At 42.9% G+C, this 24,051-nt stretch carries 17 protein-coding genes; 1 reads left to right on the plus strand and 16 read right to left on the minus strand.

Translation table 11 applies throughout. The annotated features are described in order from the left end of the window. Window positions 1-45 precede the first annotated feature (45 nt). From aroB to pilM, 7 genes are all read right to left on the minus strand, one after another. Complete coding sequence (gene aroB, locus IEE84_RS11450; protein ID WP_191114259.1) at window positions 46-1,152, minus strand: 3-dehydroquinate synthase; 1,107 nt, start codon at window positions 1,150-1,152, stop codon at window positions 46-48. A gap of 75 nt (window positions 1,153-1,227) precedes the next feature. Continuing rightward, on the minus strand, window positions 1,228-1,788 hold the full coding sequence (aroK, locus tag IEE84_RS11455; RefSeq protein ID WP_191114260.1) for a shikimate kinase AroK: 561 nt from the start codon (window positions 1,786-1,788) through the stop codon (window positions 1,228-1,230). Window positions 1,789-1,993: 205 nt separating this feature from the next. Next, window positions 1,994-4,345: a type IV pilus secretin PilQ gene (locus IEE84_RS11460; protein ID WP_191114261.1), complete on the minus strand. Its 2,352-nt coding sequence runs from the start codon at window positions 4,343-4,345 to the stop codon at window positions 1,994-1,996. A 27-nt stretch (window positions 4,346-4,372) separates the two neighbouring features. Next, complete coding sequence (locus tag IEE84_RS11465) at window positions 4,373-4,906, minus strand: pilus assembly protein PilP (RefSeq protein WP_160023655.1); 534 nt, start codon at window positions 4,904-4,906, stop codon at window positions 4,373-4,375. Then, the gene (locus IEE84_RS11470; RefSeq protein WP_191114262.1) at window positions 4,906-5,625 is read right to left on the minus strand and encodes a type IV pilus inner membrane component PilO; all 720 of its coding nucleotides are present in this window, start codon (window positions 5,623-5,625) and stop codon (window positions 4,906-4,908) included. The genes IEE84_RS11465 and IEE84_RS11470 overlap by 1 nt, the downstream gene beginning before the upstream one ends. Then, window positions 5,622-6,272, minus strand: a complete 651-nt coding sequence (locus IEE84_RS11475; RefSeq protein WP_191114263.1) for a PilN domain-containing protein — start codon at window positions 6,270-6,272, stop codon at window positions 5,622-5,624. Before IEE84_RS11475 ends, IEE84_RS11470 begins: the two co-directional genes overlap by 4 nt. Continuing rightward, entirely contained in the window at window positions 6,272-7,327 is a 1,056-nt protein-coding gene (pilM, locus tag IEE84_RS11480; protein ID WP_101204296.1) for a type IV pilus assembly protein PilM, read from the minus strand. Before pilM ends, IEE84_RS11475 begins: the two co-directional genes overlap by 1 nt. 193 nt (window positions 7,328-7,520) lie before the next feature. Between pilM and IEE84_RS11485 the strand changes: the two genes are divergently transcribed. Continuing rightward, a complete protein-coding gene (locus tag IEE84_RS11485) occupies window positions 7,521-10,157 on the plus strand; it encodes a penicillin-binding protein 1A (protein WP_191114264.1) in 2,637 nt (878 codons plus the stop codon). A gap of 160 nt (window positions 10,158-10,317) precedes the next feature. Here IEE84_RS11485 and IEE84_RS11490 read toward each other — a convergent pair whose 3' ends face one another. From IEE84_RS11490 to secE, 9 genes are all read right to left on the minus strand, one after another. After that, window positions 10,318-10,842 (minus strand): DUF6586 family protein, encoded by a 525-nt coding sequence (locus IEE84_RS11490; RefSeq protein WP_191114265.1) that lies wholly within the window; start codon window positions 10,840-10,842, stop codon window positions 10,318-10,320. Window positions 10,843-11,008: 166 nt separating this feature from the next. Beyond that, window positions 11,009-15,226 carry a DNA-directed RNA polymerase subunit beta' gene (gene rpoC, locus IEE84_RS11495; RefSeq protein WP_057761718.1) on the minus strand — a complete coding sequence of 1,406 codons (4,218 nt, stop codon included), beginning with the start codon at window positions 15,224-15,226 and terminating at the stop codon, window positions 11,009-11,011. A gap of 151 nt (window positions 15,227-15,377) precedes the next feature. Then, window positions 15,378-19,496: a DNA-directed RNA polymerase subunit beta gene (gene rpoB / locus IEE84_RS11500; RefSeq protein WP_191114266.1), complete on the minus strand. Its 4,119-nt coding sequence runs from the start codon at window positions 19,494-19,496 to the stop codon at window positions 15,378-15,380. Window positions 19,497-20,260: 764 nt separating this feature from the next. Beyond that, window positions 20,261-20,632, minus strand: a complete 372-nt coding sequence (rplL, locus tag IEE84_RS11505; RefSeq protein ID WP_057761722.1) for a 50S ribosomal protein L7/L12 — start codon at window positions 20,630-20,632, stop codon at window positions 20,261-20,263. A 120-nt stretch (window positions 20,633-20,752) separates the two neighbouring features. Further along, the gene (gene rplJ, locus IEE84_RS11510; protein ID WP_057761724.1) at window positions 20,753-21,280 is read right to left on the minus strand and encodes a 50S ribosomal protein L10; all 528 of its coding nucleotides are present in this window, start codon (window positions 21,278-21,280) and stop codon (window positions 20,753-20,755) included. 457 nt (window positions 21,281-21,737) lie between these two features. Next, entirely contained in the window at window positions 21,738-22,439 is a 702-nt protein-coding gene (gene rplA / locus IEE84_RS11515) for a 50S ribosomal protein L1 (protein WP_057761725.1), read from the minus strand. Next, entirely contained in the window at window positions 22,439-22,870 is a 432-nt protein-coding gene (rplK, locus tag IEE84_RS11520; protein WP_057761727.1) for a 50S ribosomal protein L11, read from the minus strand. Before rplK ends, rplA begins: the two co-directional genes overlap by 1 nt. Window positions 22,871-22,960: 90 nt before the next feature. Further along, window positions 22,961-23,491 carry a transcription termination/antitermination protein NusG gene (gene nusG, locus IEE84_RS11525; protein ID WP_057761729.1) on the minus strand — a complete coding sequence of 177 codons (531 nt, stop codon included), beginning with the start codon at window positions 23,489-23,491 and terminating at the stop codon, window positions 22,961-22,963. 71 nt (window positions 23,492-23,562) lie between these two features. After that, window positions 23,563-24,048, minus strand: a complete 486-nt coding sequence (gene secE, locus IEE84_RS11530) for a preprotein translocase subunit SecE (RefSeq protein ID WP_057761731.1) — start codon at window positions 24,046-24,048, stop codon at window positions 23,563-23,565. Between the last annotated feature and the right edge of the window lie 3 nt (window positions 24,049-24,051).

The raw sequence follows: 24,051 nt of genomic DNA on the forward strand, positions 1-24,051 counted from the left end.
TACGAGATTTTAGTATAAATATATAAACGATAAATTCTTGAGACGTTATGCGCTATGTTTTGACAAAACTTCATGTAATAACTGGCTGTCAAACTCATTAGTCATTACCGCATCGCCTATTGATTTTAACAAAATTAGGCGGATTTGTCCGTGTTTCACTTTTTTATCGTGTCCCATTAAATCTAGAGCAGTGTCTACACCAATAGCTGGTGGCGTAATAGGTAAGTTTGCCAATTCTAAAACACGCTTAATACGTACAACTTCATCATCAGTTAACCAGCCAATCTTTTGCGATAGCTCAGCTGCTTGTACCATACCAGCCGCTACTGCTTCGCCATGCAACCAATTACCATAGCCTTCATGTGTTTCAATTACATGACCAAAAGTATGACCAAAGTTCAATAGCGCGCGCACACCGGACTCTCTTTCGTCTTGTGCCACTACATCGGCTTTGTACTGACAGCAGCGCTTTACAGCTTCACCAAGTACTGCCAAGTCAAGCGCCATCATTGCAGGCAAGTTTGCCTCAAGCCACGTTAGAAATGCCTCATCCATGATAAGGGCATATTTAATAATCTCGGCCACTCCAGCCGATAGCTCACGTGCAGGCAGTGTCTTAAGCGTACTCATATCGGCAAGCACCATTTGCGGCTGCCAAAAAGCACCAATCATATTTTTACCTTGCGGATGATTGATACCCGTTTTACCACCAACACTAGAATCTACTTGTGACAGTAGCGTCGTTGGAATTTGAATAAAATTGACACCGCGCATAAAACTGGCAGCAGCAAAGCCAGTCATATCTCCGATTACACCACCGCCAAGGGCAATAAGTGTCACATCACGATTGAAGTGTTCTGTCATTAGCGCATCATAAATCTGATCAATACTTGCCTGATTTTTGTATTGTTCGCCATCTGGCAGTGCGCACACCTTTACCGTAAACTGCTCTGCTAGCTCATCTTCTAATGCTTTTAAGTATAAAGGCGCCACAGTGTCATTAGTGACGATTAAAACCTGACGACCATTGATATAAGGCGCGATCTGCTTCGCCATACTGCTATGTTCAGTCGTAGATTGTTCAGTAATGACAATAGGATAATCATGACTTTGCGTCTGAACTATTAGGCCATCATGAAACGGCATTACCATGTGATACTCCTAAAGCATTTTCGATGAGGTAAAAGTAATTGAGTCTGCATATCAATCGTAGTAGCCAGTCTATGACTAGTCTTCTTGGTGCACTGATGCGTCGGTAGTGCAGTCGACGAATGATTCTAGCTGCTGCATCAATTGATTGACCATATGGCGTGGGTACGTGTGACCAGTAGGCATAATAATATGGGCGACTTGGCGATAGAGTGGATCGCGAGCACTATACAAATCTTGCAATATTTTTCTAGGATTAGGCTGCTGCAATAATGGTCGAGACTTGTCTTTAGAGGTACGTGCCAGCTGCACCTCGACAGGTGCATTAAGATAAACGACGATGCCACGCTGTTTTAGAAACTCTCTGTTTTCAGCACACATAACTGCACCGCCACCGGTCGCCAATACGATTTGAGAGTTTTGGGTCAATTCATCAATGGCACGCGTTTCACGCTCACGGAAACCTGCTTCACCTTCTTTGGCAAATATCCAAGCAATGTCGGCACCTGTCTGCGATTCAATATACCAATCGCTGTCTACAAAAGTGCGACCTAACTGCTTGGCAAGCAGTTTTCCGATTGTCGTCTTCCCTGCTCCCATCGGACCCACTAAAAACACCGACGGTAATTCCTGCCCCATAATACTTACTCAGCTAAATTAGGTATGATACAACGTCATTGTTATTCTGGCTAGTAATGAGCCGTGATTATTGTGAGTAAAATTTAGAGCACACCATTCATCAGTACATACATAAATATTGCAACGCTAAACCCACTAATTTCGCGCATAAAAAAAGCAAGCACTATGGCTTACTTCTTTTAGTAACTAGCTAAACAATTTATGATTAGTTCAGACGGCTTGTACCGTCATTAATAAGTTTCGGAGTTACGAAAATAAGTAGCTCTTCCTTACTATTACTACGTACATCACGACGGAATGCACGACCGATATAAGGCAAGTCCCCTAAGAACGGTACTTTATCTACGCCATTACTAGTGCGATTTTTAAAAACACCGCCTAACACCACTGTCTGACCATCTTCAATAATAACATTGGTTGATATAGAATCTTCAGAGATGGCAACCTGATTATTAATGATTGTCGGCGTGCCGTTGGTAATGACCAATTGCAAACCAATTTTACCATCAGGTGTGATGTTTGGTGTAGCTTCTAGACTTAATGCAGCCTCTTTAAAGCTGGTTGTCGTCGCACCACTGGCTGATGCTTCTTGATACGGAATCTGAGTACCAGAAGAAACTTTCGCTGTCTGCTTGTCTGCGGTTAAAATTTTAGGTGTGGAAATGACTTCACCGCGGTTATCCGCTTGCAGTGCTGACAATTCAAGATCTAGCATCACATCAGACATACTGAGCAAACCAAAGGCGATACTACCTGCTGGGTTAGAAACGCCTAAATCAACGTTTAAGTTATCAGGACGAGTAATATCATAAGAAGGGTAAGAGACTGTTTGACCATTGACGGTCGTCGTCTCTACATCAAAATCTTTCAAATCCCATAAGGTTTGATCGCTACCGCCAACCAATAAGCTACGGTTGTTGGCCGCACCGTTTGACAATATACCCCAACGAACACCAATCTCTTTACTGAAGCTATCAGTTGCACTGACGATACGTGCTTCGATCATGACTTGGCGAACAGGTATATCAATTTTGCTGATTAATTTATGGATGTTTTCGATACTGTCAGCAACGTCTTTGATAATCAAAGTATTGGTACGTTCATCAACCGTTACCGTCCCACGATTGGATAACAACGTATTATTATCATCGCTATTTGCTAGGCCACTATTATTGCCGGTCGCGCCGCTACCTTGCGAAATAAGCGTTAAGACATCTTGTGCTTTTGCATAGCTTAAACGAATGTACTCAGTACGCAGAGGTGCGTAAGATTGAACAGCTTGCTGCGCTTCTAGTTCACGTGCTTCTTGCTCAGCGAGCTCAGTAGAAGGCGCAACCAAAATCACATTACCATTTTCACGCTTGCCTAAGTTTTTGCTTTTCAAAATAATATCGAGGGCTTGATCCCAAGGAACGTTAATCAAACGCAAAGTGATGTTACCAGCGACAGAGTCACTTGCCACGATATTCATCTCAGTAAACTGCGCCAAAATATCTAAGACACTACGAACCTCAACATCTTGGAATTCCATAGATAGCGGTTCGCCGCTATAGACTCTTTCTTCCAGCGTCGGCTCACGTAACAACTCAGGTTTCTTGATACTGATATTTAACTGGTTACCTGATTGGTAGGCTTGATACTCATAATCGTCATTCATGTTAATGGTAATGACGCCATTCTGTCCTTGGTTTTTGGTATCAATACTACCAACAAGACCACTGTTAATATTCAATCGGCGTAACAAGTTTCTCGGAACCGTACTACCAGTCAAACGTACGACAAGTTTATTACCTTGGCGCTGCACATCTACTGGAATAGCTTCGTTGGCAAGTACCATACTGACATTACCGCCACCATCGTTACCTGCTGAAAAATTGACTGCACTTAGCCCATCATAACTATACTGCTTACTTACTTGCGAAGCAGCCAATTGAGGGTTCAAAAGCGGATTGACTCTGACCACCATCGTACCAGCTGGCACTTCGTTCTTCACAACAACCTTGTTCGTGGTACGTACAGGTGCCACTGGTACGGTAGAGCTCTCAACAATAGGCGTAACGACTGCAGTCGTTGTCATACTATTATTGTTATTGAGCACATCTTGAATCGGGTCGCTGGTAATGACGGGACGATTAGGGTCAGTGATGGTTAGCAATAAATCATTGCCTTCAATCGCTGTCGTATAATTGCCTGACTCTTTTAAACCAACGATGAGGCGCGTGGTACTGTCACTACTTAGCGTAGTAACGTCATTAATCGCACCGATGTTATATTCGTTAAAGCGGCTAGCAAGCCCATTCTGTACTTGTTCGAAATCTAGGACTAAGCGACTAGGATCATTAAGCTGATAGGCTGCAGGCAATACTGGCAATCCTGTAAACCCCAAACGCATTTGCGTCACTGCAGGTGCGGTCTGTACTACAGAGACATTATCGATGCGCTGTGCAGCATGAGCACTATTAGTCACAGCCACCATACTGACTGCCAGTGCTGAAATGGCAAAAGCAGAAGACATGCGGTTGCTCATCATCATTACCTTGTTATTGCGTACTGTCATTATTTATTCCTCAAAAAATCTGCCGACTTAGCTTATAGGGGATACCAGCGACTGGGGTTTTTCTACAAACCCTGCGCGGCTATCTGGCACAATTTCAATCAAGTTAACCTGGGTCGGCGTGATTTCAACAATACGGCCGTCATTCAATCCAAGATAATCGCCTACTTTAACACTGGCCACTGAACCATCAGGACGTTGTATCAATGCATATCGCTGACCTTCGGGCGAAATCACCACGCCTCGGAAGACCAATTGCGACAGTTCATACTGCTCAAGCGGTTCTTTGATTCTGTTGATATCTGGTCGTACACCATCTATAGGAGTGGTCGGGCCTTGTACATTGACTAAACTCGGTGGCAAAAATGGACTACGCTGCGAGCTTGCGCTATATACAAAATCTTCTACCAGCTCGGCTTTAGGCGGCGGCTCAATAGGCTGTGCAGGCTGATTACGGATATCGGTCATTGCCTGCTCTGCCATACCTATACGGTCACTACACCCTGTCATAGATAAAACAGCGACACTTAAAACCAGTAGCATGGGCATTCTTTGAATACTCATTAGTTGCCTCCTGCATTTGCATCAGTAGCGGCGGCGGCATCACCTTCAGGAGCCGCTTCTTTAGAGCGATAAGTCTTAGTTTGCAAGACTAGATTAAGCTCTGGCAAAACATCTAACGTAGGCTGCGGGTTACTGACTTCAAAATCATGCATCGTAATAATTCGAGGAAGTGCAGCAAGGCCACTGATAAAGCTACCAAACTGATGGTATTCACCCAAAGCTGCAATACGTATTGGCTGCTCAATAAAGAATTCATTTTCAATTTCAGGCTCTACTGAAATATCTTGGAAACGAATATTGCTACCAACGCCTGTCATGTTTATACCTTCTACCAATTCTGACACACGTGTATCTTTCGGCAACTGATCTAACAAAGTATTAAATTCAGTTTCCATTTGAACCACTTGCGCTTGATACGCTTTTAAATGACGTGCGCGAGATTCTTTTTCGCGGTAGCTATCGAGCAAGGTCTGCTGTTGGCTTTCAGCCGCATTAATCTCATCGATTTTACTACTGATGGGTAATGCCCATGACAACGCTGCAATGAAGGTAATGATAAGTCCAACGACTGTCACTTTTACAGGTAATGGCCAACTGCCATAATTTTCTGAATCTAGCGACTCAAAACTACGGCGAAACTCATTTAAATCGAATTGCTTTTTTGGCTTTAAAGCAGATTTTTTGGTTTTAGAGAGGCTCTTTTTGCGGATAAGCTTCATAACGCACCTCCAAGACCAGTATCGGTGTCAGTAGTCGGAGTTTCCGACTGTACTCTAGTCGTTACTACAAACTGTACGTAACTGTCTTCAGGATAAACAGGTCGCGCCTGCTCACCAGTATTCACCGTATTACTGAGGACTGGAGCAGCCTCATAAGCGCTAATATTCTGCTGAATATTACTTACTGCTGAGTTGCCCATCCATTTACTATTATCAAGATTACGAATCAGGCTGGACACAATGTTTGGATTATCCGCTAAGCCTGTCAAAGTTAGCGTATCACCTTCACGTTTAAGGTTATTTAGATACAGTGCTGGTGGAATAGCTTTAGCAAGATCATCCCATAAACGTACAGGCACAGGACGTCGCCCCTGCAGATCTTGAATGACTTGCATGCGTGAAATAATGTCTTCACGGCGCTGCTCTAAACTGTCAATCTCGGTCAATGCGGTGTCTAAGCGAGTATTTTCTTGTTCAATCAATGCGTTGGCATCAAGCTGTTCATCAAGTTCATTATTGAAATAACTCCATGAAGCAAAAGCTGCTAATAGTGTCAGTAATGTCACCGCCACTATCAACGTCATAAACTCTTTGTTACGACGTTCACGCTCTTCTTGTCGCCAAGGTAAAAGGTTAATACGAGCCATTAGTCAAAGCTCCTTAACGCAAGACCGCATGCAGCCATTAAGCTTGGCGCATCAACTGCCAATTGCTCATTGTCAATATTTGGTGCAATAGTCATATTGGTAAAAGGGTTGGCAACACTGACAGTTACACCCAGCTTTTGTTGTGCCATACCAGCGAGACCTGCAATAGAACTGCTGCCCCCTGCAAGCACCACATGATCGATACTGCTATATTGACTTGATGAGAAATAAAACTGTAAAGAGCGAGTGATCTGTTGAATAGTATTTTCTATAAAAGGGGTCAGTACTTCAGGATAGTAATCATCAGGTAAGGTACGTTCGCGTTTACTTAGTGTCGCTTCTTCTGCTGATAGGCCATAGCGATTTTGTATTGCCTCGGTCAGCTGAGCACCGCCAAATAACTGCTCACGACTATAAATAAACTCGCCATTCTTAGCGATATATAATGTGGTCTGATTATGGCCGATATCTACCAATGCTACTAGTTCGGGTACATTTGGTAGACTATCTACCATCAATCCAAACGCACGCTCGATTGCATGAGATTCGATATCCATGACTTTCGTTTGTAAGCCACCAAAGGCTAAAGCATCGACACGTTGGTCGACGTTTTCTGAACGAGAAGCAGCAAGCAACACCTGAACCATATCTTCACTAACCAAAGACGGTCCTAATACTTCAAAATCTAGATTGACGTCTTCTAATGGATAAGGCACATACTGGTCAGCATCCAAACGTATTTGCGCCTCACGCTCTACATCGCTGAGTGTCATATCCATATCAATGATTTTAGTGATCACTGCGGAGCCAGAAACCGCTGTCGCAGCATTGCTACCCGCGACTTGGCAGCGTCTTGCCAAGCTCGTTATAATATTACCGGCAGCTTCTGTATCTACTAGAATCTTATCAACCACGATACCTTCCGGTAGTCTTTCAATACCATAAGATTTTAGGTGGAACATGCCTTGCTGACGCTGTATGTCAACCAACTTTACTGAAGTGGCACAAATATCCACGCCAATCAAATGTCGACTTTTGGAAGTAAATAGCCTCACTAGCTCTATACCTTATATTAAGTGTACAATCTGGTAGTTATTTGTAATAATTCAATACAATACTTTACTTAATTGATAGATTCAAGCATTTAAAAATATATTAAGACCAACTTACACATTTATTATGACCTGCCTATTTTGTTCAATGTATAATAATATTGTCTGCTACAAATTCTAACTAATAAGTCTTATTATGGCCAAAACAAATGCTACCGCTCGTCTCATTCGCTTTTTGGTGGGACTCTTTATCGCTTGCCTAGCATTGGCAGTTGTTCTAGCACTTGCTGTACCTATTGGTTTTTATGGGATGGCCATGTATCTATCGCCGACCCTACCTAGTACGCAAGAGATTAAGACGGCTAAATTAGAAATGCCATTACAGATTTATAGTAGTGATGATAAATTAATCGGCCAATACGGCAATCGTTTATCGTTACCAGTTAGTTTTGATGAGATTCCTGAAGATTTAACCCATGCTTTTTTAGCAGCCGAAGATGCTTCTTTCTTTCAGCATAGCGGAATTAGCATTAAAGGTCTTGGTCGCGCTGTCACCGAAGCAGTCACTGATGACGATGGTCAAACCGGTGGCTCTACCATTACGATGCAGGTCGCTAAAAATTACTTCTTAAGTCCAGAACGTACTTTAAACCGTAAACTAACAGAGTTGTTTTTGGCCCGTAAGATCGAAGACGAACTGAGTAAAAACGATATCTTGACACTATATGTCAACAAAATCTATCTAGGCGAAGGTGCCTATGGCATTCGCGCTGCAGCCAAAAAATATTATAGTAAGTCATTAGACAATCTAACCATTGCTGAAATGGCGATGTTAGCAGGTCTACCAAAAGCCCCTTCTAAATACAATCCTGTTGCCAATCCTAGCCGTGCATTGACTCGCCGTAACTGGATTGTTGGACGCATGCATGAGCTTGGCTATATTAATAAAGCTCAGTATGACGAGGCGGTAAACTCTCCTATAGGTATCAACCTATATAAAGAAAAGCTCGATGTAAATATGCCTTATTTGGCAGAAATGACGCGAGCTTCTTTGGTCGAACGTTATGGCGATCAAGTCATGCACGGTGGTTGGCGCGTACGTCTCACAGTAGACAGCAAAGCACAAACAGATGCAGAAGCAGCAGTAGTAACAGGATTGATTGCCTATGAGCTTCGCCATGGTTGGCGCGGGGCTGAAGCAAATGATGAGCCTCTCGAAAACTTCCGGCGTTACAACAATATGTCTCCTGCTAAGGTGACTAAAGTCAATTCTCGTAGTTTTAATGCAGTCCTACAATCTGGTGAAGAAGTGACCGTTAATTGGTCTGGTATGAAATGGGCACGTAAATATATTTCTGCTGACCGTATTGGTTATTACCCTAGCAATGCCAGTCAAGTCGTTAAGAAAAACGATATCGTTCGTGTGATACCTACTTCGAATGGCAATTGGCAACTAGGTCAAATACCTAAAATTCAAGGCAGTTTGGTTTCGTTGAATCCAGAGACTGGTGCTGTCAATGCATTGGTTGGTGGCTTTGATTTTAATCACAGTAAGTTCAACCGCGCTCTACAAGGCTGGCGTCAACCTGGCTCAACCATTAAGCCACTTGTTTATACGGCCGCTTTAGAAAAAGGTTATCGCCCAGATACCATCGTTTCTGACCGAGCTATTCAAGTAGGTGACTGGAAACCGAAAAACTCTGATGAACGTTTCTTAGGTGATATCACTTTACGTCGTGGTTTATATTTGTCGCGTAACCTCGTATCTATTCGCTTGTTACAAGCTATCGGTATCTCAAGTACGCGCAACCTATTAGATGAATTCGGTCTTGATAAAGAAAAGCTACCAACAACCTTGTCATTAGCACTTGGAGCAGGACAAGCCACACCATTACAAATGGCCACGGCTTACTCAACCTTCGCGAATGGTGGTCATCGTATCCAACCTTACTTTATTGAACAAATTTACAATTATAAAAACGAGCTGTTGTTTCAGGCAAATCCACGTCAAGCGTGTGCACTGTGCTTTAACGAAAAACTTGAGAAGGTTAATAGCAGCTTAGTTGAAGAGTATGAGAAGTCAATTGAAGCGCTTGATGATAGCAGTAATAAAATAACTACCGATAATTCATCATTAGAAGGTAATGATGGTAGCGAAACAACAGATAAAGAGCTTGATTTAACGGTATATAACGCAGGTCCACAATCAGACCGCCTAAAAGCGCCAGCCGTACAATATGTGAGGGCCAAACAAGCACCACGCATCCTGCAACCGAGAGTCGCTTTTGAGATGGCCGATATACTACGCGATGTAGTCCAACGCGGTACAGCGGTAAGAGCAAAAGCATTAGGACGTGATGATATCGGTGGCAAAACTGGTACCACCAATCAGGCCAAAGATGCGTGGTTTGCAGGGTTCCATCCTACCAATGCAACAGTAGTATGGATGGGATTCGATCAACCATCTACTATGGGACGCCGTGAATACGGTGGTGTAGCAGCGCTGCCAGTCTGGATGGACTTTATGAAAGCTCAGCTCAAAGACACGCCAAGCCAATGGGTATCTATCAATAACCGCTCAAAATCCAGAAAACAACAGCAAAGTATCATAGAGATGACTGATGATGGCATCCTAGTTGATGATGACGCCAAGAAATCAGCAAAACCAGTCAAGACTCAAACCCAGCAGCGTAAGCCTTCAGCTCCAGAGCCTACTGAAGAAACTAATCCTCCACTATCAACAAAACCAAGCAGCAACCGTAGTGATGATAGCGTACCGGAAAATCCATTAACGGTGACACCCGTTGAAAGTATGCCACCGATGCCAGAGTGATAAACAAGACCATTCTTAATTAATAAGAAAAAGGCTTATTCAGTAATGACTGAATAAGCCTTTTTTATGCGTTGTAGATTATGATCTACCCTACTTAATCATATTTTCAAGTGGTTCAATAAATAGCGATCAAAGAATAAATTTTCTAGTGTGCTTACTATTAGAACTCGACCATACCTGCACGCAATTGTTCAATCAGTTCTAAAAGCTGATTGCGCCATTCTCGTATTGTAGTCTCATCAGGCAGCCATTGATTAGATAAGGTGACAACATTGACAATTAAGTCTGGCGACGCTGATTGGCTGCTTGGTGCTTCATCGACGATAGTATCTGGCGGTACTGCATAAAGACAACGCTGATAAGCACGTTCTATATTGGCGATAAAACCTTGCTGTTGTAATTGCTGTAAACGCTGAATCTCAGGAGATATTTGGGTACGCTCGCTCAGTGCTTGTTCAATATCGAGCAAAGTTGGCGCCGTCATATTTAAGCTATAGAAATGACTGAGCTCCTGAATAAATGCTAATAAAGCACCATGCAAGTGAAAAATAGCAGTCTCACAATGTGCTTGGTATAACTGTTTGTCATTGGTACTTCCTGCAGATTGGCAAGATAAACGACAGAAATATAACTTTTGATTGGTTCGATCTGCTTGATATTTGGCGACGCGAGTTTTACCTGCCATTTGCTAATTATCCTTTTATAAGTAGTGAATTAGAGCATATTTCCAGTGTACTATTTTTTTAGATGATAGCACCATGCCTTTCTTAGTTTTTTATACGCACAAAAAAGCCAGCAACTTAGGCTGGCTTTTTTATCAAATTAAGAATGAATCAAAATACTCAATACGATTAATTATCTTGATTTAGCTCTTGAGCAAATGCTTCATCAAAGCTTGCAAAGTCTTTGCTATCAGTGCTTGCAGTCATATCAAACGCTGCATTCAAATCTTTATCTTGTAGCTTCTGATCTGCTTTTTCTTTACGTGCTTTATGATAAGCAAGACCAGTACCTGCAGGAATCAAGCGACCAACAACCACGTTTTCTTTCAGACCACGTAGCTCATCTACTTTACCAGTCACAGCAGCCGCAGTTAGTACACGGGTTGTTTCCTGGAAAGAAGCCGCTGAGATAAAGCTTTCAGTTGCTAGACTTGCTTTGGTGATACCTAGTAATTGACGCTCAAACTGTACTGGGAATTTATCTTCCGCTTCTAGCTTCGCATTCAATGCTTTGATATCTGCATACTCGACCTGATCACCTTTAAAGTGACTTGAATCGCCACCGTCAGTGATTTCAACTTTACGCAACATCTGACGAATGATAACTTCGATGTGCTTGTCGTTGATTTTTACACCCTGCAAGCGATAAACGTCCTGTACTTCGTTGACGATATAATCAGCAAGTGCAGTCTGACCTTTCAAACGCAAGATATCATGTGGATTCTGTGGACCATCAGCGATCACTTCACCACGTGCTACTGTCTCGTTTTCAAAGACGTTGATTTGACGCCATTTCGGGATTAGCTCTTCATGTACTTCACCATCTTCATTAGTAATAATGAAGCGGTTCTTACCTTTGGTCTCTTTACCAAAGCTTACCACACCAGTCATTTCTGCCATGATGGCGTGATCTTTTGGACGACGTGCTTCGAACAAGTCAGCAACACGTGGTAGACCACCGGTAATATCTTTGGTACCAGAAGACGCTTGTGGTACACGGCCTAGAATCGAACCTGCTGCTACTTTTTCACCATCGCTTACGCGGATGATAGTTTCAGCTGGTAAGAAGTAAACCACTTCTTTGCCTTCGTCAGTGTTCAAGATAATCGCAGGACGTAAGTCTTTTGCTGAGCTTGAACGGTCACGAGTAGCTAGAATCTCAAATGAGCTCATACCCGTCGCATCATCAACTTTTACTGTTGCAGTCATACCATCAGTGATGTCACTGAAGCGTGCTGTACCAGCAAATTCTGTGATGATTGGATGCGTATGCGGATCCCATTTAGCGATAGTTTGACCGCCTTCAACTTGCTCTTCGTCTTTCACAAGTACGCTTGAACCGTACGGTACTTTATAGCGCTCACGCTCACGGCCAAGCTCATCGGTCAATGCGATTTCAGCTGAACGCGATACGATGACTAAGTGACCATCGGTATGCTGTACTGTTTTCATGTTTTCAAAGTGCGCTTGACCAGCATTACGTACAGAGATGCTGTTGTCTACAGAGGCTGAGCTCGCTGCCCCGCCTACGTGGAACGTACGCATGGTTAACTGAGTACCCGGCTCACCGATAGATTGAGCTGCCATAACACCGACTGATTCGCCGATATTCACTTTATGACCACGTGCAAGGTCACGACCATAACACTGTGAACATACGCCATGTTCGATATCACAAGTAATTACTGAACGTACCCAGATATCATCGATTGCGTTGTTATCAAGGACGTTAACCCAGTACTCATCGATCAATGTACCAGCTGGAATCAATACTTTATCAGCATCGTCATTATAAGTAACGTCACGAGCAGTCACACGACCCAGTACTAGCTCACCTAGCTTCTCAATGATTTCACCACCTTGGATATGTGGTTTCATGAGTAGGCCTTCTTCAGTACCACAATCATCACTAGTGATAACCAAATCTTGTGCCACATCAACTAGACGACGAGTTAAGTAACCTGAGTTAGCTGTTTTCAGTGCTGTATCCGCTAGGCCTTTACGTGCACCGTGAGTTGAGATGAAGTACTGTAGTACGGTCAAACCTTCACGGAAGTTAGCTTTAATTGGGGTCTCAATGATTGAGCCATCTGGTTTCGCCATCAAACCACGCATACCAGCCAACTGACGAATCTGTGCCGCACTACCACGAGCACCAGAATCTGACATGATAAATATCGAGTTGAATGACTTCTGCTCGTCTTCTTCACCTTGTGCGTTGATAACTTTATCTGTTGCCAAGTTGTCCATCATCGCTTTAGCAACTTTGTCATTGGTACGTGACCAGATATCAACTACTTTGTTATAGCGCTCACCAGCAGTTACGAAACCTTGCTCGAACTGATCTTCGATTTCGCGAACTTCGCCTTCTGCCACTTCAATGATTTGCTTCTTAAGTGGTGGAATAACCATGTCGTCGATACCGATAGACACACCAGATAGCGTTGCTTGAGCAAAACCAAGATACATCAATTGGTCAGCAAACATAACACTTTCTTTTACGCCAACTTTACGGTAGCAAGAGTTAATCAAACGAGAGATGTTTTTCTTCGTCATCTCTTGGTTACACTCATCAAACGTCATACCTTTAGGCATGATGTTCCAGATAAGTAGACGACCAGCAACCGTATCTTTGATACTGATTTCTTTAGTCTCGTTACCGTCTTCGTCAATTTGCGTCTCAGTAACACGCACTTTGATTTTAGCGTTTACATGTAGATCGTTTGAACCAATTGCACGCAATGCTTCATTAACGGTAGCAAAAATCATGCTCTCGCCTTTGGCATTGATAGACGAGCGACTGATGTAATATAGACCTAGTACAACATCCTGAGATGGTACGATGATCGGATCACCGTTCGCAGGTGACAAGATGTTGTTAGTAGACATCATCAAGGCACGTGATTCAAGCTGTGCTTCTAGCGTCAATGGCACGTGAACGGCCATTTGGTCACCATCGAAATCGGCGTTGAAAGCAGTACAAACAAGTGGATGCAACTGGATGGCTTTACCTTCGATCAATACTGGCTCAAATGCCTGTAGACCCAAACGGTGAAGTGTTGGTGCACGGTTAAGAAGTACTGGATGCTCACGGATAACCATGGCCAGCATATCCCACACTTGTGGCTCTTCACGCTCTACCATCTTTTTAGCAGCTTTAATCGTAGTCGCTAAACCATGAGATAATAATTTGTTATAAGTAAATGGCTTGAATAGTTCAAGTGCCATTTTCTTCGGTAGACCACACTGATGTAGACGTAGTGTTGGACCTACAACGATAACCGAACGACCAGAGTAATCGACACGCTTACCAAGTAAGTTCTGACGGAAACGACCTTGCTTACCTTTGATCATATCTGCCAAAGATTTCAATGGACGCTTGTTACTACCAGTGATGGCACGACCGCGACGACCGTTATCAAGCAACGCATCTACTGACTCTTGCAACATACGCTTTTCGTTACGTACGATGATGTCAGGTGCGCTTAGCTCAAGCAGACGCTTAAGACGGTTGTTACGGTTGATCACGCGGCGATATAGATCGTTTAGATCTGACGTCGCAAAACGGCCGCCTTCTAGCGGTACTAGAGGACGCAAATCTGGTGGTAGTACTGGCAAGATGTTCATTACCATCCACTCAGGCTTGTTATTAGAATCACGGAATGCTTCTAATAATTTGAGACGCTTAGACATTTTCTTAAGCTTGGTCTCAGAACCTGTTTGTGGAATCGCTTCACGTAGCTCATCAATTTCAAGATCGATATCGATGTCTTTTAATAGGTCTTGAACTGCTTCAGCACCCATCTTAGCTGTGAATTCATCACCGAACTCTTCAAGCGCTTTGTAATAATCTTCATCATCAAGTAACTGGTACTTTTCTAAGCTAGTTAGACCAGGCTCAGTAACGATATAGCTTTCAAAATATAGAACGCGCTCGATATCACGTAGCGTCATGTCTAGCAATAGACCGATACGGCTTGGTAATGACTTTAAGAACCAAATATGCGCCACAGGACTGGCTAGGTCGATATGACCCATGCGATCACGACGAACTTTAGCAGTGGTAACTTCAACACCACATTTTTCACAGATAACGCCTTGGAACTTACGGCGCTTATATTTACCACATAAACATTCGAAGTCTTTTACTGGGCCAAAGATTTTGGCACAAAAAAGACCATCACGCTCAGGCTTGAACGTGCGATAGTTGATGGTTTCAGGCTTTTTTACTTCGCCATGCGACCATGACTTAATAACGTCAGGTGAGGCTAAAGTAATTTGAATGCTATCAAACTCTTGGTTACCGTTGCCGGTAGGGCTTTGCATGATATCGAGTAAATCTTTCAAGTTGCTTCTCCGTTATCTTTATAATCATCTGACAGCGTACCATTGACGCAGATAAGATGAATGAAGGCAATGAATAGGGTTGAGACAAATCACTAAAAGCAGCAGCAATAAAGCAGACTGCCTTTAGTGGACAACTAAGTTAAACAACGGGCTAGTTGCTTTGTTTTAACTCAATATTAATACCCAGTGATTTGATTTCTTTGGTCAGTACGTTAAACGACTCAGGCATGCCTGGATCCATATACTGCTCACCATCAACGATGTTTTTGTACATACGAGTACGGCCTTCAACGTCATCCGACTTCACCGTTAGCATTTCTTGCAACGTGTAAGTCGCGCCGTATGCTTCTAGTGCCCACACTTCCATCTCACCGAAGCGCTGACCACCAAACTGAGCTTTACCACCCAATGGCTGCTGCGTTACTAGAGAATAAGAACCGGTTGAACGCGCATGCATTTTGTCATCAACCAAATGGTTAAGCTTGAGCATGTACATGTAACCAACGGTTACTTTACGGTCAAACTTCTGACCTGTACGACCATCATATAACGTCTGCTGACCATCGCGATCCATTCCAGCAAGCTCTAGCAAGTCTTTAACTTGGCTTTCTCTTGCGCCGTCAAATACTGCTGTGCCCATCGGTACACCGCCACGTAAATTGTCTGCTAGCGCCATGATGTCATCATCACTCAAGCTATCAAGATCAACTTGCTCACCGCCTACTTGGTTATAGATTTTGTCCAAGAAGTCACGTAGCTCTTTGATTGCTGCTTGAGATTTGAGCATACCGTCAATCTTCTCGCCCAACCCTTTCGCTGCCATACCCAAATGCGTCTCTAGAACCTGACCGATGTTCATACGAGATGGTACACCAAGTGGGTTCAATACGATGTCAACGGTATTACCATTTTCATCATAAGGCATATCTTCAACTGGCATGATGCGCGATACAACACCTTTGTTACCATGACGACCAGCCATCTTATCACCAGGCTGAATACGACGCTTAACCGCTAGATATACTTTAACGATTTTTTGTACGCCGTGCTGTAAGTCATCACCAGCAGTCAATTTGCGTTTTTTCTCAGCAAATTTCACATCGATGTCTTTTTGCTTATCAACCAAGTAATCAGCAATTTGCGTTAGACGCTCAGAGATTTCTTCTTCTACTGGCTGAATATCAAGTAATGTCTCAAGGCTCATATCTTTCATATCAGCCAATGCCATAACTGTACCAGCTTTTAGACCAGCACCGCCGCTGACTTTTTGGCCATCTAATAGATTACCAATACGGCCACGTGCTGCTTCTTCAAAGATACGTAGCTCTTCTTTCAAATCTTTGCGATAGCTATCAAGCTGCGATTTTTCAATCGCTCTTGCGCGTGCGTCTTTTTCGACGCCATCACGAGTGAAGACCTGTACATCAATAACCGTACCTTTACTTGAAGTTGGTACGCGTAGTGAAGTGTCTTTCACATCAGCCGCTTTTTCGCCAAAGATAGCCCGTAGTAGTTTCTCTTCTGGCGTTAGTTGTGTTTCACCTTTTGGCGTCACTTTACCAACCAAGATATCACCAGCGTCAACTTCAGCACCGATATAGACGATACCTGCTTCATCAAGACTTGATAATGCTGCTTCACCAACGTTTGGAATATCAGCAGTGATCTCTTCTGTACCTAGCTTGGTATCACGAGCCACACAAGTCAACTCTTGGATATGAATAGTAGTGAAACGATCTTCTTTAACTACTTTTTCAGATAACAAGATTGAATCTTCGAAGTTGTAACCATTCCACGGCATAAATGCGATGCGGATGTTCTGACCTAGTGCTAGCTCACCAAGATCCGTTGATGGACCATCAGCCAAGATATCACCCAAAGCAATCTCGTCACCTTGGTTAACGATGATACGTTGGTTGATACAAGTGTTTTGGTTAGAGCGCGTGTATTTGATCAAGTTATAGATATCGATACCCGCTTCACCAGCAGTCATCTCGTCTTCGTTTACACGAACAACGATACGTGATGCATCAACATCTTCAATCACACCGCCACGCTTAGCGATAACACAAACACCAGAGTCACGAGCAACGTGACGCTCCATACCAGTACCTACTAACGGCTTATCAGCACGTAGTGTAGGAACAGCCTGACGCTGCATGTTCGAGCCCATCAAGGCACGGTTAGCATCATCATGCTCTAGGAACGGAATCAGACCTGCTGCAACCGATACTACCTGACTTGGTGATACATCCATATGCGTCACTTTTTCTGGCGGCATACGAACAAATTCACCGTAGCTACGTACACTGACCATCTCATCAGATAACGCGCCATCTTCAGTCATCGGAGAGTCAGCCTGTGCAATGACAGTACCCACTTCTTCGATTGCTGATAGATACTCAATAACGTCAGTAACTTTACCATCAACCACACGGCGATAAGGCGTTTCTAAGAAGCCAAAGCTGTTGGTTTTAGCAAAAGTCGCTAGTGAGTTGATTAGACCAATGTTTGGACCTTCAGGAGTCTCAATAGGACATACACGGCCATAATGCGTATCATGTACGTCACGTACTTCAAAGCCTGCACGTTCACGAGTTAGACCACCAGGTCCTAACGCTGATACACGGCGCTTATGGGTAACTTCAGACAACGGGTTGTTCTGATCCATAAACTGTGACAACTGGCTTGAACCAAAGAATTCTTTAACTGCAGCCGCTACTGGCTTAGAGTTAATCAAATCTTGTGGCGACAAGTTGTCTGATTCTGCTGAGCTTAAACGCTCTTTTACGGCACGCTCAACACGTACTAGACCAACACGGAATTGGTTCTCTGCCATTTCGCCTACTGAACGAATGCGACGGTTACCAAGATGGTCAATATCATCGACATCGCCGCGACCATTACGAATCTCGATAAGCTCTTTTAGAACGTTAACGATATCATCGTTGGTCAATACACTGCGTTCGCGCTGGATATCAGGATCATCAGTATTGTCAAATTCTAAACCAAGACGACGGTTGAACTTCATACGACCGACGTTTGATAAGTCATAACGATCTGCATTGAAGAACATGCTCTCAAACAGTTTCTCAGCAGTTTCGACCGTTGGTGGCTCACCTGGACGCATTACTTTATAGATTTCGATCAACGCTTCTTCACGGCTTGAGGTACTATCAGCACGTAGCGTATCAGCAATATAACTACCTTGGTCGATATCGTTAGTGAACAGAATGCTGAACTCTTTGATGGCACCACTGGCTTCAAATGAGTTCAATTTTACCAATAATTCATGGTCGATTGGCGTGTTCGCTTTAGCGATGATTTCGTCGTTAACAACGATGTCTTCAGCTAAAATACGCTCATATAGGTACTCATCAGGCACAGCAATCTTCGTCATACCTGCTTCTTCAAGCTGACGGATACGGCGGGCGTTGATGCGTTTGCCCTGCTCTACGATAACGTCACCTTCAGGTGATACGATATCAAACTGAGCCATTTCGCCACGTAGACGATCAGCAACTAAATCAATCTCAAACTGCTCTTCGCCTTTATAAACAGCCACTTTATCAAAGAATAAATCTAGGATTTCAGAAGTTGTTAGACCAAGTGCGCGTAGGATGATTGACGCAAGTAGTTTACGGCGACGGTCAATACGAGCAAATACTAAATCTTTTGCATCAAATTCAAAGTCTAACCATGAACCACGGTAAGGGATGATACGTGCGTTATAAAGCACTTTACCACTTGAATGCGACTTACCTTTATCATGATCAAAGAACACACCAGGTGAACGATGTAGCTGAGATACGATAACACGCTCAGTACCATTGATAATGAAAGTACCGTTAGCCGTCATCAAAGGCATCTCGCCCATGTAAACGCTTTGCTCACGGATATCTTTGATAGCAGCTTTGCTATCTTTGTCTTTGCTGTCTTTGTCTTTGATGATCAAACGGATTTTGACACGCATAGGCGCAGCAAACGTTGAACCACGTAAGATACACTCACGCTCATCAAATTCAGGCGTGCCTAAATAGTACTCAACAAATTGTAGCTCTGCGTTACCAGAGTGACTCTCAATTGGGAAAATAGAGGAATACGCAGCTTGCAAACCAGTATTCTCACGAGCTTTCGGCTTTTTGTGCTCTTGCAAAAATTGCTCGTAAGAATCTACTTGAATAGACAGTAAATAGGGAATGTCCATTACAGTGGGCAATTCAGCAAAACTTTTGCGAATACGCTTTTTTTCAGTATAAGAATATGCCATCGAGAGTCCTTACAGTAAACGTGGAAACAAATTAAAAGCGTGGCCAGTATGCATAAATACGATGCAAACGTGACGACGTAAACGATAATATAAAACGGGTTTTCGTGTTCAGTTCATGTCTTTTCTGTCAATTACTACTTTACTCTTCAGTGCTTACCTAGCACACTTCACTTAATCTCGTCGTTGCTTGCTAGATTCATGGTAAGTGAATCAGTCTATATGACTGTTGCAACCAAAAAATTCAATATTATATAATCTATAACACATTGCCTATCAGGCTTAATTTACAAATACCTTGCTGGGAAATAATGTCTATTAAGATTGCATCCATACCACTTGCCATCTAGACTACTTATTACCGAACCATGTTCCCTACACATACAAACTGTCTATGAGACTGAATATTGACAGTCATGCCACACCAAGTAGGCAACTTATGATCAACAGCTTTTTTAAGAATACCGCTTTTTTCAGGATTAATAATCGGGGTAACTATAACTTTTAGAATCAGTATAAACTATAGTGTTGATAGGAAAGCATGCAGACACAAAAAAATGCCAAACATCTACAGACGTTTAGCTCATATTAACTGATTTCAAAAACTGGCATGTGTGCTTGCATGTATATCGTCTGTCCTTTTGATGGGTATCCACCGTGATGTTGCATACGTATGTTGGCAGACACAAAAGGTCAAGCTACGAATTATAGTAAAAAAAAGCTGGCAATGCAAGGCATTACCAGCTTTTTTTCGTACAGTGTTAAACTTATTTTAGTTCAACAGTTGCACCAGCTTCTTCAAGTTTCTTTTTCAATTCTTCAGCTTCAGCTTTAGATGCGCCTTCTTTGATTGGAGCTGGAGCGCTTTCAACCAAATCTTTCGCTTCTTTTAGGCCAAGACCAGTAGCTTCACGTACGGCTTTAATTACGCCAACTTTCTTCTCGCCAAAGCTGGCAAGAACTACGTCAAACTCGTCTTTTTCTTCAGCAGCAGCAGCAGCAGGACCAGCAGCAGCAGGTGCAGCAGCAACAGCAGCTGTTACGCCGAATTTTTCTTCCATGTCGCTGATTAACTCAACGATATCCATTACTGACATTTCAGCGATTGCATTTAACACGTCATCTTTAGATAGTGCCATGAGAACTCTCCGTTATCTGATAAAAATTAATTGATTCTAATATCGCCTTGATTGCTTGCCTAATGTGACAATAAAATGCAACCAAAATTAGCGATGTTAAAGTTACGTTAAAACAAGCAATTAAGCAGCTTCTTTTGCGTCTTTGATTGCCGCTACAGTGCGAACGAACTTGCCAGGAACAGCGTTCATAGTCTGGACAAGCTTGGTCACTGGTGCATTCATAGTAGCCATCAAGATAGAGATTGCTTCGTCGCGAGTTGGTAGCTTCGATACGCGCTCTAGCTCTTCTGGACCATAAACTTCACCACCGACTGATACTAATTTGGTCTCTAAAGCTTTGTTATCTTTGCTGAAGTCGAAAACGACTCGAGCAGCAGATCCCAAATCTTCCATAGAGAAAGCCAAAAGTAGTGGACCAGTCATACGGTCTGACATGCTCTCAAACTTAGTGCCTTCAAAAGCGCGTTTTGCTAGTGTATTTTTTACCACTTTCAAAACAACACCTTTATCACGAGCTTGTTCGCGCAGCTTAGTAAGCTGTGCAACACCAATACCGTGATATTCGGCAGCTACTGCTGAGTAAGCATTAGCAGCAACTTCAGACACTTCAGCCACAACTTGTTGTTTTTGTTCTAGCGTTAATGCCATAAGTTGACTCCTTTAATCTTATCAATCGACTTATAATAAAAGTGCCAAAAACAAGGTTTTTATGCGCTCAAACTGTAAGCTAAGACTGACTTGATACGACACATTACCAGTGGATTCAATTAATAAAAAAAGCATCTACTGGTAACGACTGATTACGGCACCGTTATCAGAATGACGTTGAGTAATAGTTTGAAGGTTATAAATAACCTTATCGCCCTATTCGCTCGTGTCTTAAACTGTGTGGGCCACCGTCTGCGTAGGACAACTAAGATTTTCATCTGTCGTCGATTAACAAAAGTGACTTATTATCATAAGCAACTATCCGAAGATCGCTAACTATGACTCTAAACTACTCTCTACCTACGGTCTTAGACAGCGTAGCAAATACTACGCTGACCTAATTCTTTAAAAACTGTTTGTGTTTATCACTCAAAATATTTGAAGATAAAAACTTTAATTATTTAGCAGTACGATAAGGAACAGCGTCGATCGTTAGACCTGGACCCATCGTGCTAGACAAGGTAATTTTCTTGATGAAAGTACCTTTAGAAGTAGCAGGCTTAGCACGCTTTAGATCAGAAAGAATCGCTTGAGCGTTCTGCTCGATTTGATCAGCAGTGAAACCAACTTGGCCGATAGTTGCATGGATGATACCAGCTTTATCAACACGGTACTGAGCCTGACCAGCTTTCGCGTTAGTCACAGCTTCAGCAACGTTTGGCGTTACCGTACCAACTTTAGGGTTAGGCATTAGACCACGTGGGCCTAGGATAGTACCTAACTGACCAACAACACGCATTGCATCTGGAGCTGCGATAACAACATCAAAGTCCATGTTACCGGCTTTGATTTGCTCTGCTAGGTCTTCAAAACCAACGATGTCTGCACCAGCTTCTTTAGCGGCTTCAGCAGCAGCGCCTTGAGCAAATACAGCAACGCGTTTGGTTTTACCAGTACCAGCAGGTAGGTTGGTTGCACCACGAACTACTTGGTCAGATTTACGTGGGTCAACGCCCAAGTTTACTGCGATATCGATAGACTCTTTGAATTTTAGCGCTGGCAAATCGTTTAGGATTTGAACCGCTTCTTCAATAGTGTACTGTTTTTCGTTATCAATACGGCTTTGAATTTCTTTTTGACGTTTGGTTAGCTTAGACATTATACACCCTCCACGGTAATACCCATTGAACGTGCAGTACCAGCGATGGTACGGACAGCAGCGTCAAGATCAGCTGCAGTTAAATCTGCATTCTTAGTCTTAACGATGTCTTCTAGTTGTGCACGGTCAACTTTACCAACTTTAGCAGTGTTCGGTGTACCTGAACCTTTAGCAATACCAGCAGCCTTACGTAGTAAGTATGCAGCTGGTGGTGACTTCATGATGAAGGTAAAAGATTTGTCGCTGTATACTGTGATCTCAGTTGGGATCGGTAGACCTGGCTCTTGGCCTGAGGTCGCAGCGTTAAATTCTTTACAGAACGCCATGATGTTCACGCCTTTTTGACCCAAAGCTGGACCAATAGGTGGTGAAGGATTTGCTTTGCCTGCAGGCACTTGCAGTTTGATGTAACCATCAATCTTCTTAGCCATGATACTCTCCTAAATGGGTAATAGCGCCAAATCAACGTGGTACATACCTAATTGACTAACAGCTCCCCGGTTGATGAATTTTTTGCTAATTTAGTCTAGTTTTTCAACTTTACTAAATTCAAGCTCAACCTGTGTAGGTCGATTAAATACGTTTACCGTTAGATGTAGTTTAGACTTCTCATAATCCACTTTTTCTACTAACCCTTTAAAGTCAGTAAATGGACCATCGATAACCAACAACTCTTCGCCCGGCTCAAATAGAGTCTTAGGACGTGGGTCAGTTTCAGTCTGGTTCAAACGGTTTAAAATGCGATCAGCTTCTACTTGCGTAATCGGTGCAGGCATCTCAGGCGTACCACCGATGAAGCCCATAATACGAGGACAGTCTTTTACGATGTGCCAAGTATTATCGTTCATTTCCATTTGGATCAATACATATCCAGGAAAGAACTTACGCTCACTCTTACGTTTTTTGCCGTCTTTCATTTCAACGACTTCTTCAGTAGGAACCAATACATCACCGAATGACTCAGCAAAGTCACTACGATTAATACGATCAGTTAATGAACGTTGTACTTGTTTTTCATATCCTGAAAACGCTTGGACAATATACCAACGCATATCACGCTCCTGATCATTATAAATAAGTCGTTATGAGTAAATGTCTCGCTAATAGTCACTAATACGTGCTATTAACCGATAAAGATACCAACGAACCAATTAAAAAAGTTATCCAATAACCAAATAAAGAAACCAGCAATCGCAATCACAACAATCACTTGCCATGTATATTGAAAGGTTTCGTCTTTACCTGGCCACGTCACTCGGCGAAGCTCAACGGCAGCGTCTTTTAACAATATTTTAAAAGCACGGCCTTGATGCGTTAACGCCAAACAGACTAATGCAAATACAACAAGTGCGACAATAATACCAATACGTACCCAGACATCGTTGGCAGGTTGCCAATAGCCTGGTAAATATTGATTTACTAGAGTCGCACCGATTAATACAGCTGCGGCAAGTAGCCACAAAATCAAATCTTTTATTGAGCCAGTCTTAGCCACTTCAACAGCAGTAGTACCGCTAGCTGAAACATGCTTATTTTTAGACAGCATTCCACCAGCAACCGCCTTGGCATCAGATAACTTAGTCTCGAGGTTATCTTGATCATTGCTCATAAA

The sequence above is a fragment of the Psychrobacter sp. 28M-43 genome (assembly GCF_014770435.1).
In the GTDB taxonomy this organism is placed as follows: Bacteria; Pseudomonadota; Gammaproteobacteria; order Pseudomonadales; family Moraxellaceae; genus Psychrobacter.